Origin of the sequence: Thioalkalivibrio sp. ALE16 (assembly GCF_000381305.1) — a bacterium.
Lineage (GTDB): Bacteria > Pseudomonadota > Gammaproteobacteria > Ectothiorhodospirales > Ectothiorhodospiraceae > Thioalkalivibrio.
In genome coordinates, this window is record NZ_KB906355.1 from 290,994 (window position 1) to 306,086 (window position 15,093).

The 15,093-nt window shown below is 67.6% G+C and carries 13 protein-coding genes; 7 read left to right on the forward strand and 6 right to left on the reverse strand.

Features of this window, described 5'->3' with window-relative positions:
• The first annotated feature begins 60 nt into the window (after positions 1-60).
• Complete coding sequence (locus tag F627_RS0103300) at positions 61-1,107, forward strand: transporter (RefSeq protein WP_018876287.1); 1,047 nt, start codon at positions 61-63, stop codon at positions 1,105-1,107.
• A 29-nt stretch (positions 1,108-1,136) separates the two neighbouring features.
• Here F627_RS0103300 and F627_RS0103305 read toward each other — a convergent pair whose 3' ends face one another.
• The 4 genes from F627_RS0103305 to F627_RS0103320 form a co-directional block, all read right to left on the reverse strand.
• Positions 1,137-1,616, reverse strand: coding sequence for a hypothetical protein (locus tag F627_RS0103305; RefSeq protein WP_028484600.1), 480 nt, complete (start codon positions 1,614-1,616; stop codon positions 1,137-1,139).
• 80 nt (positions 1,617-1,696) lie between these two features.
• Positions 1,697-2,413, reverse strand: coding sequence for a C39 family peptidase (locus F627_RS0103310; RefSeq protein ID WP_019583267.1), 717 nt, complete (start codon positions 2,411-2,413; stop codon positions 1,697-1,699).
• Positions 2,410-2,763, reverse strand: a complete 354-nt coding sequence (locus F627_RS0103315) for a hypothetical protein (RefSeq protein ID WP_019558616.1) — start codon at positions 2,761-2,763, stop codon at positions 2,410-2,412. Before F627_RS0103315 ends, F627_RS0103310 begins: the two co-directional genes overlap by 4 nt.
• 149 nt (positions 2,764-2,912) lie before the next feature.
• Positions 2,913-3,842 carry a hypothetical protein gene (locus tag F627_RS0103320; protein ID WP_019583268.1) on the reverse strand — a complete coding sequence of 310 codons (930 nt, stop codon included), beginning with the start codon at positions 3,840-3,842 and terminating at the stop codon, positions 2,913-2,915.
• Between the two features lie 616 nt (positions 3,843-4,458).
• On the opposite strand from F627_RS0103320, the gene F627_RS0103325 reads away from it, so the two are divergent.
• Entirely contained in the window at positions 4,459-5,985 is a 1,527-nt protein-coding gene (locus tag F627_RS0103325; RefSeq protein ID WP_019583269.1) for a methyl-accepting chemotaxis protein, read from the forward strand.
• Positions 5,986-6,055: 70 nt separating this feature from the next.
• Here F627_RS0103325 and fdxA read toward each other — a convergent pair whose 3' ends face one another.
• Both fdxA and mutS read right to left on the reverse strand, forming a co-directional pair.
• Positions 6,056-6,379 carry a ferredoxin FdxA gene (gene fdxA, locus F627_RS0103330; RefSeq protein WP_018876291.1) on the reverse strand — a complete coding sequence of 108 codons (324 nt, stop codon included), beginning with the start codon at positions 6,377-6,379 and terminating at the stop codon, positions 6,056-6,058.
• A 453-nt stretch (positions 6,380-6,832) separates the two neighbouring features.
• A complete protein-coding gene (mutS, locus tag F627_RS0103335; protein ID WP_019583270.1) occupies positions 6,833-9,478 on the reverse strand; it encodes a DNA mismatch repair protein MutS in 2,646 nt (881 codons plus the stop codon).
• Between the two features lie 134 nt (positions 9,479-9,612).
• On the opposite strand from mutS, the gene F627_RS0103340 reads away from it, so the two are divergent.
• The 5 genes from F627_RS0103340 (at position 9,613) to alaS (ending at position 14,907) form a co-directional block, all read left to right on the forward strand.
• On the forward strand, positions 9,613-9,915 hold the full coding sequence (locus F627_RS0103340; protein WP_019583271.1) for a PilZ domain-containing protein: 303 nt from the start codon (positions 9,613-9,615) through the stop codon (positions 9,913-9,915).
• A gap of 7 nt (positions 9,916-9,922) precedes the next feature.
• Positions 9,923-10,456, forward strand: a complete 534-nt coding sequence (locus F627_RS0103345) for a CinA family protein (protein ID WP_018877670.1) — start codon at positions 9,923-9,925, stop codon at positions 10,454-10,456.
• A 144-nt stretch (positions 10,457-10,600) separates the two neighbouring features.
• Positions 10,601-11,647, forward strand: coding sequence for a recombinase RecA (gene recA / locus F627_RS0103350; RefSeq protein ID WP_019583272.1), 1,047 nt, complete (start codon positions 10,601-10,603; stop codon positions 11,645-11,647).
• Entirely contained in the window at positions 11,622-12,110 is a 489-nt protein-coding gene (locus F627_RS0103355; protein ID WP_026332012.1) for a regulatory protein RecX, read from the forward strand. Before recA ends, F627_RS0103355 begins: the two co-directional genes overlap by 26 nt.
• A gap of 187 nt (positions 12,111-12,297) precedes the next feature.
• On the forward strand, positions 12,298-14,907 hold the full coding sequence (gene alaS / locus F627_RS0103360) for an alanine--tRNA ligase (protein ID WP_019583274.1): 2,610 nt from the start codon (positions 12,298-12,300) through the stop codon (positions 14,905-14,907).
• Positions 14,908-15,093: the final 186 nt, after the last annotated feature.

The window sequence follows — 15,093 nt, forward strand, 5'->3', positions numbered from 1 at the left end:
TCGGGCGCGCGGCCGGTGTGTTCCCGTTTGCACGGCCCCGAGGGGGCATGGAGAACGCACGTGAACAAGATCCGGGTCGGGAGGTGGGGGGCGGGGCTGGTCCCGCTGTTTCTGGGGTTGTCGGCCACGGTCGCCGCGCAGGAGCCCCGCGAGGCGGTCGGGGACGCGCCAAGGGACCAGGGCCCGCAGGTTACGGTCTTCGAGGAGCGCGGCATGCTGACGCCGCAGGGGCAATGGGTGATCGAGCCTTCGCTCGCCTATGTGCACAGCAGCGCGCTGGATGTCTCGATCGAGGGCTTCACCATCATCCCGGCCCTGGCGATCGGGCTGATCGATGTCAGCGAGACGGAACGGGACACGCTGACGGCCGCTGTGGCATTGCGGTACGGGCTCACCGACCGGCTCGAGGTCGGGCTCAAGATTCCCTGGGTCTACCGCGAACAGCAGGTGCGCCGGCGCGACATCCTGGAAGGAACGGAGCTGGAGCGGGTGACCGGGTCCACTGGCAGCGGCCTGGGGGATGTCGAGTTCGGGCTGTCCTACCAGTTCAACACCGCCGATCGCGGGCGCCCTTTCTTTATCGGCAATCTGAAGGCAAAGAGCCGCACCGGGACGGACCCGTTCTCGGTGGATCGACGCCGGATCGTGGACGAGGACGGGAACCGGCTCGGCGAGATCTTCCTGGAACAGCCCACCGGATCCGGCTTCTGGGCCGTGCAGCCCAGCGTGACCATGATCTACCCGACCGATCCCGCCGTACTGTTCGCGAACGTCAGCTATCTGTGGAATATCGAGCGGGATGTGGGTCCGGACTACGGCACGGTGGATCCGGGGGACGCCTTCGGCGCCAGCCTCGGCATGGCCATCAGCCTGAATGACCGTACCTCGATGAGCCTGGGTTATGACCACAGCGTGGTGTTTCGGACCCGCGTGGAGAACGATCCCGGGCTGGAGCCCGTGTTTGGTCGGCGCCAGGTGGGGACGCTGCTTTGGGGGGTGTCGCATCGCCTGACTGAACGCACCAGCCTGAACTTCTCGCTGGGGGTGGGGGTGACCGAGTCCGCGCCCGATGTGCAGATGACCGTGCGGGTGCCGATGCGTTTCTGAGATCGCTGCCGCGAACGACGGCGGCGGGGCTACCAGCCGCGACCGCCGTCGGTTAGCTGCTGCTCCAGGGCCCGGCCAAGGTCGCTGCGCGGCATCTGCAGGTTGCGCAGCTCCAGTTGCAGGATTGTCTGGTGCTGGATGGCCTGACCGTCCAGCTGGTTCTGGATGGTCGTGACCCAGCCCTGGCCGCTGGCCGTTTCCGAGACGAACGTCTGTGCCGGGAGGCCCGCCGTCGCGTTGAGAATCGTGATGCGACCGGCGGAGGGGTGGCTCGTCGCGGCGCCAAGGGTTCCCAGTGGATGCAGCGTGCTCTGGTGCAGGATCTCGCCATTCAGGGCCGTGATCTGTTCCAGGCCGATCGCGATCTGCAGCCCGTCGCGGCCGAAGAAGCCACCGCGCTGCTCGGCCAGCACCGCATCGGCGACCACCCGCGGGTCACCCGCGCCGGGAAGCGTTTCCAGTGCCTGGGCCGCGACGGGCAGGCCGACGGCGAGGATGCAAAGCGCCAGGCGGGCAAGCGTCGAACCGGTCCGCGGCCCTCGGGGGGGCGAGGCATCGCATCGCTGCGGGGATATGGGGGCCATGGACGTTACCATTCCCGGGCCCGTGGCAGATTCAGGGTGAAACTGGCCAGGTCGCGGCGCACCACGCCGTCCTCGACGGGTGCGCGGGTGATGGCGGCCCACGTCTGGGGGGCGTTGAAGTTCGCGCGGGCGCGCTCGACCTCTTCGCGGATGATGAACAGGATGTCGTTTACCCAGACCGCCTCGAACTCGGGTCGGCGGTAGCTCTTCAATCCCAGGGCCGGGTCCCCGACCAGGACCTCGCCCTCGCGCAGGCCCTTGATGACCACAAAGTGCCGATAGCCGCGCGTCTCGATCATCGCGATGGCGGGCACGCCCAGCCCCTCCAGGTCGTCCAGGCCGATCCGGAAGCCGTCCGCCGCCAGGCCGGCATCCGCCCCGAGGTAGTTCTTCATGTCCAGCAGCGAAAAGCCCTGGGCCCGGATCAGGTCCTGGTCACCGCGGCGGAACATGCCGTCAAAGGTGGTGGTTTCCACCGTGGGCCGGTCGTAGTGGTAACTGAGCAGGGTGGCCAGTGCGGCGGAGCCGCAGCTGAAGTCGTATTGCTGCGGGACCACCGAGCGAAAGCGCAGGGCCTTCATGCTCTCGACCGGGACGTTCATGCTGCCAATCATCCCGGGAACCTGCGCCCCGCCCGCCTGGGCCTGCAGCGCCTGGGGTGCCAGCAGGGCAAGCACCAGGATCCCCGGCGCAAGCAGAAGGTGGTGGTGCCGCATGTTCACGGATGGATCGTGACGTTCACGATCATGGATTCCTGGATGGCCACGTTATGGCCGGTGTTCTGGATGACGGTGGAAAACCCGCGGGCATTGTCGAACGCGCCCGGCGCGATCAGGTTGGTGCCGCCATGGCCGCCCATGACGACGTTGTCATGCAGGGCGATCTGGGAGTGGACCTGGCCCAGCTGGATGTTGCTGACCCCCTGGCGCGCCCGTTGCTGGTTGAGGGTGTCGGCATCCACCGTCGTCAGGCCCTGAAGGTCCAGCGTGCCGGATGCGGCGAGGTTTGTTTGACTGTCGCGAGGGTCGGCCGCGCTGGCGGAACCGGCCGCCAGGAGCAGCGTGCCCAGCATCGCAGCGAACAAGGATCGGGTGAACAAGGATCGGGTGAACAAGGATCGGGTGAACAAGGATTGCGAATATCTCGGATGGAGGCGCATGACCGGATTCTCCAGTGCAGGGCCGTGACGCGACGGGTCTCGGACCCGCCGCGTGGCACGGACTAGTTGCCCAGATTGAGGTGTGCCTGCACCGATACCTGCTGTTGCGTCAGGCTGTTGGCCCCGCTGTTCTGCGAGACCTGGGTGATGCCGGCGGGGGCCACGAAGGAATCGGAACCGATCGAGTTGCGGGCGATGTTGCGCGCACCCTCGGCGATGTCCACATAGTTCCCGGTGACCGTGCCGGACAGCTCGTTCTGGCTCACCACCGCGTTGACCTGCAGCATGGTGTTGAAGCTGTCGGTGGCGGTGTTGTTGCCGGAATCCATGACCGCCAGGCTGTTGTCCGAGTTGTCGCTCTGATCGCGGGTCACGCTGGCAGTGGAGCCGTTGTTGGCCGCGGCACTGTTGTCGTCGGCATTGGCCGAGCTGTTGTCGGAGCTGTCGTTGCCCGAATCGGAGATGTTCAGGCTGTTATCCGAGTTGTCATTGCCCGAGTCGGCGATGTTCAGGCTGTTGTCCGAGTTGTCATTGCCCGAGTCGGCGATGTTCAGGCTGTTGTCCGAGTTGTCGTTGCCCGAGTCAGCGATGTTCAGGCTGTTGTCGGAACTGTCGTTGCCCGAGTCGGAGACCGTGGTGTTTCCGGAATCCGCCACATTGGTGCTGTTGTCCGAACTGTCGTTGCCGGAGTCGGCGATGTTCAGACTGTTGTCGGAGCTGTCGTTGCCCGAATCCGAGACCGTGGTGTTGCCGGAGTCGGCCACACTGGTGCTGTTGTCGGAACTGTCGGACAGATCGGAGTCATTGATCGCCACCGCCAGCGAGTTCTCGTTCGCGGATGCGCCGCCATTGTCGGCGGTCGAGGAGGCGGTAGCGGTTTGGTCGCCGACCTCGCCTTCCGCCGTGTTGGTCGGATTGGCCAGTGCCAGACCGGAACTCAGGCCGAAGGCAAGTGCGATCGTGGAAGCAATAAGCGTTTTTTTGAAGTCCATGATGAATCTCCTTGTGATAGCGGAACTGCATTTGTGGACGTCGTAATGACCCGGTGCCTGGCACTGGGCATTACGGTCCAATTTTCTGCAAGGCTTGGGCCAGATGGTCAGTTCTTTTTTATTTCAATGGCTTGGGATGCATTCACTGGCTACGCTCAGGGTCATCTGTACCGCTGATGGAACACCGGTTCACGTCGCTTGCGTTGACAAATTCCGTAAGCGACGGAAATACATGAGAAAAGCGGGTGAATCCGGACTGATCCGCCAGCGAGACATGGCCCCCGGATCTCCACGGGGAGGCTGGCTGGGTCTTGCACTTGTGCTCGGGCCGCGCGCTGTGCGGAGCCGATGCAGTGACTGCCGCGCTGACGCGCTACTCCGGTACGGCAGCTGCTGGCAAACCGCGCCGGGTCTTGCAGCGATGCCGCATGCCGGCAGGCGACTGCAGCGGGCCGTGCGCGCTCAAGTCTTCCGGCAGCGTGCCGTTATCGCAATATATGGAGGGCGTTATGTGCGTCCGGGCCCCGGGATCGGGAACCCGCGCCGGTGCCCGCCGCTCTATCCGTAATCTGGACCGAGGTGCATTCCGCGCTCGGCACTGCCTTGGGTTCACGACATGACGACCGACGCCTTCACCCTTGACCGTCTGCATCGCCAGGGCGATCGCATCATGGTCGCGGTCATGGGATTTCTCTTCATCCTGACACTGGGGCTTTCCGCCTGGCACGGCACCCTGACCGCCGCGCTCGCGTTCGGCCTGCCGGCGCTGGCCATCGCGGGGACGCTTTTGTGGGCATCACCCGGGAGCCTTCTTAACCGGCTGGTGAATGGCGGTTTCCTGATGGGCTTTGCGGCGCTGATGATCCATCAGGGGCAGGGCATGATCGAGATGCACTTCGCGATCTTCGTGCTGCTGGCCTTCCTGCTCTACTACCGCGACTGGCGTGTATTGGTACTTGCCGCGGCCGTGATCGCGGTCCATCACCTGTCGTTTCATTACCTGCAGGAGGCCGGGGTGGGGGTTTACGTCTTCCCGCCGCACGCGGGCCACGCACACGGGCTGGGGCTGGTGATGCTGCACGCGGCGTTCGTGGTGTTCCAGACCGGCTTGCTGGTGTACATGGCCCGGCTGCTGCATCGCGAGGGCCAAGAAGCCGAGGAACTGCATGCCATCACTGCTCAGCTCCAGGTCCGGGATGGTGTTGTGAACCTGAGCCTGGATGCGGCGCAGGGGCATAGCGCCATTGCCCGGCAACTGGGCGATTACCTCGGCGCGGTGCGGCGTGCGGTGCTGGAGACTCGTGCGACCGCCTCGGCCCTGGGGGAGATGTCGGCACGGTTGGGGACGACGGTCAACCGCAGCGAACAGGCGGCGCAAAGCCAACAGTCGAATACCGATCAGATCGCATCGGCGGTTACCGAGATGGAGGCCAGCGCGCGCGAGGTCTCGGGCCATGCCCGCGATGCCGCGGCGGCCACCGGCAGCGCGGATGAACAGGGGCGTAGTGTACGGGCGGAGCTGCAGGATACGGTTGCCAAGATCGAGTCCCTGGCGCAGCAGGTGGAGACGTCCGGCGCCGGGGTGCGCGATCTCGTGGCCCAGGCGGAGACGGTGGGCGGTGTGCTCGAGGTTATTCAATCAGTCGCCGAAAAGACCAACCTCCTGGCCCTGAACGCCGCTATCGAGGCGGCACGGGCCGGCGAGCAGGGCCGTGGCTTTGCGGTGGTAGCCGACGAGGTGCGTAGGCTGGCCTCGCAGACCGGTGAGTCCACCGAGGAGATTCGGGGTATCGTCGAACGCCTGCAGGAAGGCGCCAGGCGCGCGGAGGTGGCGAGCCGCGAGGCCGGCGAGCAGGCGGCGGCCGGGGTGGATCGGGTACGTGAGGCCACGCATGCCCTGCAGGCTATTGCCGACGCCGTGACCCATATCCGGCAGATGAACGACCAGATTGCCCTGGCCGCCGAGGAGCAGACCCGCGTGACGGGCGAAACCGCGGAGAATGTGGAGCACGTGTCGGAGGTCGCCCGAGCGGTGGCCGAGGATTCGGTCGCCAGCCGCGAGGTGGCGGACCAGCTCCAGCGTCTGAGCCAGGATCTGGGCGCGGGGATGGAGCGTTTCCGGATCGACGGCGAGCGCGCCTGAGCTCAGGCGGGCGTTTGCAAGCGGTTAAGACGGCCGCACGCGCGAGGGCCCGCAGCCGTCCGTTCCCGGATTAGCGTTCCAGGTACTGCAACTTGTTCTCGACGCCGTCCCATTCCTCGGCGTCTTCCGGCGGGTCCTTGCGCGCGGTGATCACCGGCCAGGTGCGCGAGAGCTCGGCATTCAGCTCGATGAAATGCATCTGGTCCTCTGGTACGTCGTCCTCTGGCAGTATGGCTTCGGCCGGACATTCCGGTTCGCACAGGGTGCAGTCGATGCACTCGTCCGGATCGATGGCCAGGAAGTTCGGGCCTTCGTGGAAGCAGTCGACGGGGCAGACCTCGACGCAGTCGGTGTACTTGCACTTGATGCAGTTATCGATAACGACGAACGTCATGGTGTTTCTCCCTTTTTGTTCAGTCTTGTGACCGGTCGTTTCCGCTGACCGCCCTGGCCGAGCGTGAACCGGCCGTGGCACCGACAGCCGGCAGGATTTCGCCGCATTGTAACGCCTCCCCCGCGGCTGTCGGGAATCCCGGGCGAACCCTGGCCACATTCGGGGGCTTCGCGCCAGCGGCGGACCGATTGCCGCGGCCCTTCCGGGACCTCGCAATGACAGGGAAACCATCTCGTCACCGCAAGGAGTGGTCACTCCTCAACCCCTCATCGCAGGGCGCAACCCTCCCCTTAATCCATCATTGCCAGGAGCGGCCATCCCCTTCTCCGTCATCGCGAGGAGCGAAGCGACGTGGCGATCTCTCGGTGGACCCCCGGCGCGGGGTCCCTCGGTGAATTCCGATGGTTCCGAAAGTGGTTGCCACGGCCCCTTCAGGACCGCACAACGAGCGCGTCAATCCGGGTTGCGCAGCGCGTCCTTCATGCGGTAGAGCGCGTCCAGGGCCTCGCGCGGGGACATCTCGTCCGGGTCCAGGGTGTCGAACAGGGCCTTCAGGGCGCGTTCTTCCGGGGCCGGCGCGGGGCGCGCCTCGGGCTCCGGCTCGGCGGCCGCTGGCCCGGGCGGCGCGGTGAACAGGCCGAGCTGGGGCGAGTCGGCGGCCGCGGCGCGGTCCTCCAGCTCGCGCAGGTGGGTGCGGGCGAGTTTCAGCACGTCGGCCGGTACCCCGGCCAGTTGCGCGACCTGCAACCCGTAGCTCTGGTTGGCCGGCCCCTCGCGGACCTGGTGCAGGAACACGATGCTGTGTTCGTGCTCCATGGCGTCGGTGTGCACGTTGGCCACGGCCGCTTCGCGTTCGGCCAGTGCGGTCAGCTCGAAGTAATGCGTGGCGAACAGGGTCAGCGCGCGGTTGTGGCGCGCCAGGCGTTCGGCGCAGGCCAGCGCGAGCGCCAGCCCGTCGAAGGTGCTGGTGCCGCGCCCGATCTCGTCCATCAGCACCAGGCTTTCGGGACCGGCGTTGTGCAGGATATTCGCGGCTTCGGTCATCTCCACCATGAAGGTGGAGCGCCCGGAGGTCAGGTCGTCGGAGGCCCCGATGCGGGTGAAGATGCGGTCCACCGGCCCGATCTGCGCCCGCGCGGCCGGCACGAAGCTGCCCATGCAGGCCAGCAGCACGATCAGGGCCGTCTGGCGCATGTAGGTGGACTTGCCGCCCATGTTGGGCCCGGTGATCACCAGCAGGCGGCGCTCTTCGGGGTCCAGTTCGGTGTCGTTGGCGACAAACGGCGCGTCCAGACCGGCCTCCACCACCGGGTGGCGCCCCTGCTCGATGCGGATGCCGGGATTCTCCACCAGTTCCGGGCAGTGCCAGTCCAGGCGCTGGGCGCGCTCGGCCAGGCAGGCGAGGGCGTCCAGTTCGGCGAGCGCGTCGGCGATGGCGCGCAGGCGCGGGGCGCGGCCCTGAAGCTCGGTGATCAGGCCGTCGAACAGGGCGCGCTCGCGGGCCATCGCCTGCTCGCGGGCGGAGAGGATCTCGTCCTCGAAGCGCTTGAGTTCCTCGGTGGTGTAGCGCTCGGCGTTCTTCAGGGTCTGGCGGCGCATGAAGCGTCCGGGCAGCTCCGCCGAGCGCGTGCGCGAGACCTCGATGTAGTAACCGTGCACGCGGTTGTAGGCGACCTTCAGGGTGGGGATGCCGGTGGCCTCGCGCTCGCGTGCCTCGATCTCGCGCAGGAACGAGTCGGCGTCGTGCTCCAGTGCGCGCAGGCGGTCCAGCTCGGCATCGAAGCCCGGTCGGATCATGCCGCCGTCGGTGACGCGCAGCGGGGGCTCCTCGACCAGCGCGGCGGCCAGAGTGGTGCTCAGGTCGGCCTCCGGGGCCAGGGCCTGATGCAGGGCCTGCAGGGCGTCGCTGTTCCCGGCCACGGGCGTCAGGGCCTGGTGCAGCGGCGGCAGGCGTTCGAGGCTCGCGAGCAGGGCGGTCAGGTCGCGTGGGCGCGCGCTGCCGAGGACGATGCGCGACAGGATGCGTTCGACATCCGCACTACCGGCCAGGGCCTCGCGCAGGGGCGTGGTGGCGCCGGCCTCCAGCAGCGCGGTGATGGCGGTCTGGCGCTCGCGGATAATGGCGCGGTCGCGCAGCGGCTGGTGCAGCCACTGCAGCAGCCGGCGCGAACCCATCGCCGAGCGGGTGGTGTCCAGCAGGGCCAGCAGCGATCCCTGGCGTTCGCCGCCGAGCGTCCGGGTCAGTTCCAGGTTGCGGCGGGTGGCCGGGTCGAGCACCAGCATCTGGCTGCGCAGTTCGTGCGCCAGACCGGTGATGTGGGCGAGATCGCCGCGATAGCGGTTCTGCACGTAGGCGAGCAGGGCGCCGGCGGCGGCGATGCCGAGGTCGAGGCCGTCGCAGCCGAAGCCGGAGAGGTCGCGGGTGCCGAAGTGTGTGGTGAGCACGCGCCGCGCGGAGACGCCGTCGAAGTGCCAGTCCGCGTGGCGTTGTGGCGCGAATCCGTCGATCCCGGGGATCGGCGCGGCCTGATCGGGGATCAGGCATTCCACCGGGTCCAGACGCGCCAGCTCGGCGGCCAGTTCGGTCGCGTCGCGCACCTCCAGCAGGCGGAACTGGCCGCTGGCGAACTCCAGACTGGCGATCCCGTAGCCCTCCTTGCGGCCCTTGATTGCGGCCGAGCCGGCGGGGCAGACGGCGACCAGCCGGTTGATGCTGCGGGCCTCCAGCAGGGCCTCTTCGGTAACCGTGCCGGGGGTGACGATGCGCACCACCTCGCGTTTGACCGGGCCCTTCTGCGCGCCTACCGCGCCGGTCTGCTCGCAGATGGCCACGCTCTCGCCCAGCTTCAGCAGGCGCGAGAGATAGCTCTCCAGGGTGTGCACCGGGATCCCGGCCATGGGGATCGGCTGCCCGGCGGACTCGCCGCGCCGGGTCAGGGTGATGTCGAGCAGCGAGGCCGCGCGCTCGGCATCGTCGTAGAACAGCTCGTAGAAATCGCCCATGCGATAGAGCAGCAGCGTGTCCGGGTACTCGGCCTTGATGCCGAGGTACTGCTGCATCATCGGGGTATGGGCGGAAAGGGGTTCGGCGGTGCTCATCGGTTCGGCTGCGCTCGATCCGGGCAAACGCGCAGTATACGGATGCAGCGCGCCACATGGCAGGTGGGTCTGGCCTGGCATGTTGTGCCACACTCGAGGCCGTGCGGCGGACGCCACGTCAGGGAGGGGCGAACATGATCGGGGAAGAGGATCGGCGCAATCACCGGCGGATGCAGGTGCAGGGCGAGGCGCGCATGACCTGGTGCTCCAGCGGCGAGTCGGTCGCGGTGCGGCTGGAGGACCTGTCGGCGACGGGCTGTGCGTTCGTGGTCCAGCGCGAGACCGACCCGGGGGTCGATGTCAGCGTGGTGGTGCCAAGTCCCGATGGCCGCCTGGCGGGGTTGGAACGCCACGGCCGCGTGGTGCGCTGCGACGCCGTCGATCCAGCCGATGGCGGCGGCTGGCGGGTTGCGGTCGCCTTCGATACGGAGGGATGATCGCGCCATGACCGCCGCATCCAGCAGCACGATCCTGACTTCGGGGGAAACCGACGCCCCCGGCCTCTCCGCGCTGGTGTACGACCTGGGCGAGCGCCTGATGGCACGGGGCGAGCGTCTATGCACCGTGGAATCCTGCACCGGTGGCGGCATCGCCCAGGCGATGACCGATGTTCCGGGCAGCTCGCAATGGTTCGAATGCGGCTGGGTGGCGTACTCCAACGCGGCCAAGACGGCGATGGTCGGGGTCCCGGCCGAATTGATCGCGGAACACGGCGCGGTCAGCGAGGCCGTGGCCCGCGCGATGGTCGAGGGCGCACTGGCCCGCTGCGATGCGGATCATGCGCTCTCGGTCACCGGGATCGCCGGGCCCGGTGGCGGGACCGCGGACAAGCCGGTCGGTACGGTCTGCTTCGGCTGGCAGACGCGCGGCCAGGAGGTGCGCGTCGCGACCCGCCATTTCCCCGGCGAACGCCACGCCGTTCGTCTGCAGTCAATGCTCCACGCCCTGAGCGAACTGCTCGCCCACGAGGCGGCCTGACGCCGCTCGGGGCGGGTTTCGTGCCCGGCATTGATCCGCGCAGGATCCCGGGTTGGGTCGTTCCCCGCCCTGTGGGATACTGCGGCCCCGTATCCGGCCCGCAACGGGTCGGAAACCATCGCTGCAAGTATCGGGAGGCAAACCGTGGACGAGAATCGCAAGAAGGCCCTGACCGCCGCACTGGGGCAGATCGAACGCCAATTCGGCAAGGGCGCGGTGATGCGCATGGGCGATCAGCAGGCGGTGGATGTGCCGGCCATCTCCACGGGCTCCCTGGCGCTGGATATCGCGCTCGGGATTGGCGGCGTGCCGCGCGGGCGCGTGGTCGAGATCTATGGCCCGGAGTCCTCGGGCAAGACGACCCTGACCCTGCAGGTGGTGGCCGAGGCGCAGAAGGCCGGCGGTACCGCCGCGTTTGTGGACGCCGAGCATGCGCTCGACCCGACCTACGCCGAGAAACTGGGCGTGAACGTGGACGATCTGCTGGTCTCGCAGCCGGATACCGGCGAGCAGGCGCTGGAGATCGCCGACATGCTGGTGCGTTCGGGCGCGGTGGACGTGGTGATCGTCGACTCGGTGGCGGCGCTCACGCCCAAGGCCGAGATCGAGGGCGAGATGGGCGATTCGCACGTCGGCCTGCAGGCGCGGCTGATGTCGCAGGCGCTGCGCAAGCTCACGGCCAACATCAAGCGCTCCAACACGCTCGTGATCTTCATCAACCAGATCCGCATGAAGATCGGCGTGATGTTCGGCAGCCCCGAGACCACCACCGGCGGCAATGCGCTCAAGTTCTATTCCTCCGTGCGCATGGATATCCGCCGCATCGGCGCGATCAAGAAGGGCGACGAGGTGATCGGCAACGAGACCCGCGTAAAGGTCGTGAAGAACAAGATGGCGCCCCCGTTCAAGGAGGCCTACTTCGAGATCCTCTATGGCGAGGGTATCTCGCGGGTCGGCGAGATCATCGAGATGGGTGTGAAGGAAGGCCTGATCGACAAGGCGGGTGCCTGGTACAGCTACAACGGCGAGCGGATTGGTCAGGGCAAGGAAAACGCCCGCCAGTACCTGAAGGACAACCCGCACATCGCCGAGGAAGTCGAGAAGACCCTGCGCGACCGCCTGCTGCCGAAGCGCAACAAGGCCGCGGCGGAGGACGAGCCGGTCGATGCCCCGGTCGAGGAGCAGGGCTGACCCGGCCGACCCCGAGGCCGCGCTGGAGGCGGGCCTGCGGTTGCTGGTCCGGCGCGAACACTCCGCGTTGGAGCTGAGCCGCAAGCTGGCCGAGCGTGGGTTCGAGCGGGATGCGGTTGATACCGCGCTCGAGCGCGCGCGCGAGCTCGACTACCTGAGCGACACCCGCTACGCGGATTTCATCGCCCGCCACCGCACGGAGCAGGGCTACGGCGAACAGCGCATCCGCGCCGAACTCGCCCACAACGGTATCGGCAGCGATACCGTCAATGCCGCCCTCGATGCCCTGGAGGTCGACTGGACCGATCAGGCCCGCGGCCAGCTCGAACGCCACTTCCGCCACCCCCCCGAGACCCGTGAGGACGAGGCCCGCATGCTCCGCCACCTGGCCGGCCGCGGCTTCCCCGGCGGCGTCGCCCACCAGGCCCTCGCCGCCTGGAAAGACGCATCATCCAGGGATTGATGTGGGAGCGGGCTTGCCCGCGAATGCTCCCGCCGATGGTTATGCTGGCGTTTTCGCGGCCAAGGCCGCTCCCACAATGCACTTCCCGAGCACCGGAAGCATGGCCCGAAGGCGGGCCCGGCGATACGCGGCTGGGGCGCTTGCGTGATAGCATTCCGGGTTTGACCCCAACGCTCACCGGAACCGCATGAAAAGCGCCGACATTCGCCGGAGTTTCCTCGAATTCTTTGAAGGGCATGGCCATACGATCGTGCCGTCCAGCCCGCTGGTACCGGGCAATGATCCCACGTTGCTGTTTACCAACGCGGGCATGGTGCAGTTCAAGGATGTGTTCCTCGGGCGCGAGAAGCGTCCGTATACCCGGGCGGTGTCCACGCAGCGCTGCGTGCGCGCGGGCGGCAAGCACAACGACCTCGAGAACGTCGGCTATACCGCGCGCCACCACACGTTCTTCGAGATGCTGGGCAACTTCAGCTTCGGCGACTACTTCAAGCGCGACGCGATCCACTACGCCTGGCAGTTCCTGACCGAGTCCATTGGCCTGCCGCCGGAGAAGCTGTGGGTCACGGTCTACGAGACCGACGACGACGCCTACAGCGTCTGGGCGAACGAGATCCAGGTGCCGGCCGAGCGCATCATCCGCATCGGCGACGACCCCGATGGCGGTTCCGACAACTTCTGGCAGATGGGTGACACCGGCCCCTGCGGCCCCTGCACCGAGGTGTTCTACGACCACGGTCCGGAGGTCGAGGGCGGCCCGCCCGGCTCCCCGGACGAGGACGGCGATCGCTACATCGAGATCTGGAATCTGGTGTTCATGCAGTACGACCGCGACGCGGACGGCACGCTGAACCCGCTGCCACGCCCGTCCGTCGATACCGGTATGGGACTGGAGCGCCTGGCCGCCGTGCTGCAGGGCGTGCACTCCAACTACGAGATCGACCTGTTCCAGGACCTGATCGCGGCCGCCGCGCGCGTGACCGGGGCGAAGGAGAGCGATTCCGCCTCGCTGCGCGTGATCGCCGACCACATCCGCTCCATCGCCTTCCTGATTACCGACGGCGTGCTGCCGTCAAACGAGGGCCGTGGCTACGTGCTGCGCCGCATCATCCGTCGCGCCGCGCGCCATGGCTTCAAGGTGGGCGCGCAGGACGCCTTCCTCTATCAGATGGTCGGCGACCTGGTGCGCGCGATGGGCGAGGCCTTCCCGGAGCTGGCCGAGGCGCAGGCGCAGGTCGAGAAGGTGCTGGAGAAGGAAGAGCGCAAGTTCCTGGAGACGCTCGACAAGGGCATGAAGATCCTCGAGGACGACCTGCGTGATCTCGAAGGCCAGGTGATCCCGGGCGAGACCATCTTCCTGCTGTATGACACCTACGGCTTCCCGGTGGACCTGACCGGCGATATCGCCCGCGAGCGTGGCCTGGAACTGGACATGGCGGGCTTCGAGTCCGCGATGGCCGACCAGCGCGCCCGGGCCCGCGCCGCCAGCCACTTCTCCATGGACGACGGCGGCCTGCCGCAGGTCGATCTCGAGACCACATTCTCCGGTTACGAGACCGTCGACGACGAGGGTCGCGTGGTCGCGCTGTACCAGAACGGCGAGCCGGTCGAACGACTCGAGGTCGGGGCCGAGGGCCTGGTGGTACTGGACCGCACGCCGTTCTACGGCGAGTCCGGCGGCCAGGTGGGCGATGTCGGCACGCTCAGTGGCTCCGGGGTGCGCTTCCAGGTCGCTGATACCCGCAAGCAGGGCGCGGCGCACATCCATGTCGGCCAGGTCCGCGCCGGCACGCTGGAGGTCGGCCAGACGCTACAGGCCGCGGTCGAAGGCCCGCGCCGCGAGAACATCCGTCGCCATCACTCGGCGACCCACCTGCTGCACAAGGCCCTGCGCGACCAGTTGGGCGACCACGTCCAGCAGAAAGGTTCGCTGGTGGACCCGGAGCGCCTGCGCTTCGACTTCACCCACATGGAGCCGCTGACCGACGAGCAGCTGCGTGCCATCGAGGCCCAGGTGAACGCCGAGATCCTGGCCAACGAGGCCACCGATACCCGCGTGATGGACATCGAGTCGGCGATGGAGTCCGGCGCGGTCGCGCTGTTCGGCGAGAAGTACGGCGATCAGGTCCGGGTGCTGAAGATTGGCACCTCCGTGGAGCTGTGCGGCGGCACGCATGTGGATCGTACCGGCGACATCGGCCTGTTCCGCATCACCTCCGAGGGCGGGGTGGCGGCCGGTATTCGCCGTATCGAGGCGGTGGCCGGCGAGGTGGCGCTGCGCTGGGTCGACCAGCAGCTCGGGTACCTGGATGCGATCGCCGATCGCCTGCGCGCCGGGCGTGGCGAGGCGGCCGACAAGGTCGCCCAGTTGCAGGAGCGCTCGCGCGAACTGGAAAAGCAGATCGAACAGCTCAAGGGCAAGTTGGCCAGCCAGGCCGGCAGCGATCTGGCCTCGCAGGCGCAGGAGGTCGGCGGCGTGCAGGTGCTGGCCGCGAAGGTCGAAGGCGTGGAGCCCAAGGCCCTGCGCGACATGGTCGACCAGCTCAAGCAGAAACTCGGCAAGGCGGTCGTGGTCCTGGGTACCGCCACCGGCGAGGGCAAGGTCAGCCTGGTGGCCGGCGTCACCAAGGCCGAGACCGGCCAGTTCAAGGCCGGCGACCTGGTCGGTCATGTCGCCGCGCAGGTGGACGGCAAGGGCGGCGGCCGCCCGGACATGGCGATGGCTGGCGGTCAGAGCCCGGACAAGCTGGATGCCGCGCTGGCCTCGGTCGCCGACTGGGTACGCGAACGCGCCTGATCGGCCACGAGTCTGCGCAGCCGTCATCGCGAGGCGCGCAGCGCCGCGGCGATCTCCAGGGGTTGCCCCGGCGCTGGAAGGCGGGTGGTTCCGGTGGTTTCGGACGGCGGTTGCCGCGGCCCCTGACGGGGCCTCGCAACGACGGTGGTCTTTTCATCGCGAGGCGCGCAGCGCCGCGGCGATCTC

Coding starts and splice junctions, on each gene's coding strand:
- fdxA (WP_018876291.1), bottom strand. CDS start 6,379: ATGACGTTCGTCGTTATCGATAACTGCATCAAGTGCAAGTACACCGAC.
- F627_RS0103325 (WP_019583269.1), top strand. CDS start 4,459: ATGACGACCGACGCCTTCACCCTTGACCGTCTGCATCGCCAGGGCGAT.
- F627_RS0103320 (WP_019583268.1), bottom strand. CDS start 3,842: ATGGACTTCAAAAAAACGCTTATTGCTTCCACGATCGCACTTGCCTTC.
- F627_RS0103315 (WP_019558616.1), bottom strand. CDS start 2,763: ATGCTGGGCACGCTGCTCCTGGCGGCCGGTTCCGCCAGCGCGGCCGAC.
- F627_RS0103345 (WP_018877670.1), top strand. CDS start 9,923: ATGACCGCCGCATCCAGCAGCACGATCCTGACTTCGGGGGAAACCGAC.
- alaS (WP_019583274.1), top strand. CDS start 12,298: ATGAAAAGCGCCGACATTCGCCGGAGTTTCCTCGAATTCTTTGAAGGG.
- F627_RS0103355 (WP_026332012.1), top strand. CDS start 11,622: ATGCCCCGGTCGAGGAGCAGGGCTGACCCGGCCGACCCCGAGGCCGCG.
- F627_RS0103340 (WP_019583271.1), top strand. CDS start 9,613: ATGATCGGGGAAGAGGATCGGCGCAATCACCGGCGGATGCAGGTGCAG.
- mutS (WP_019583270.1), bottom strand. CDS start 9,478: ATGAGCACCGCCGAACCCCTTTCCGCCCATACCCCGATGATGCAGCAG.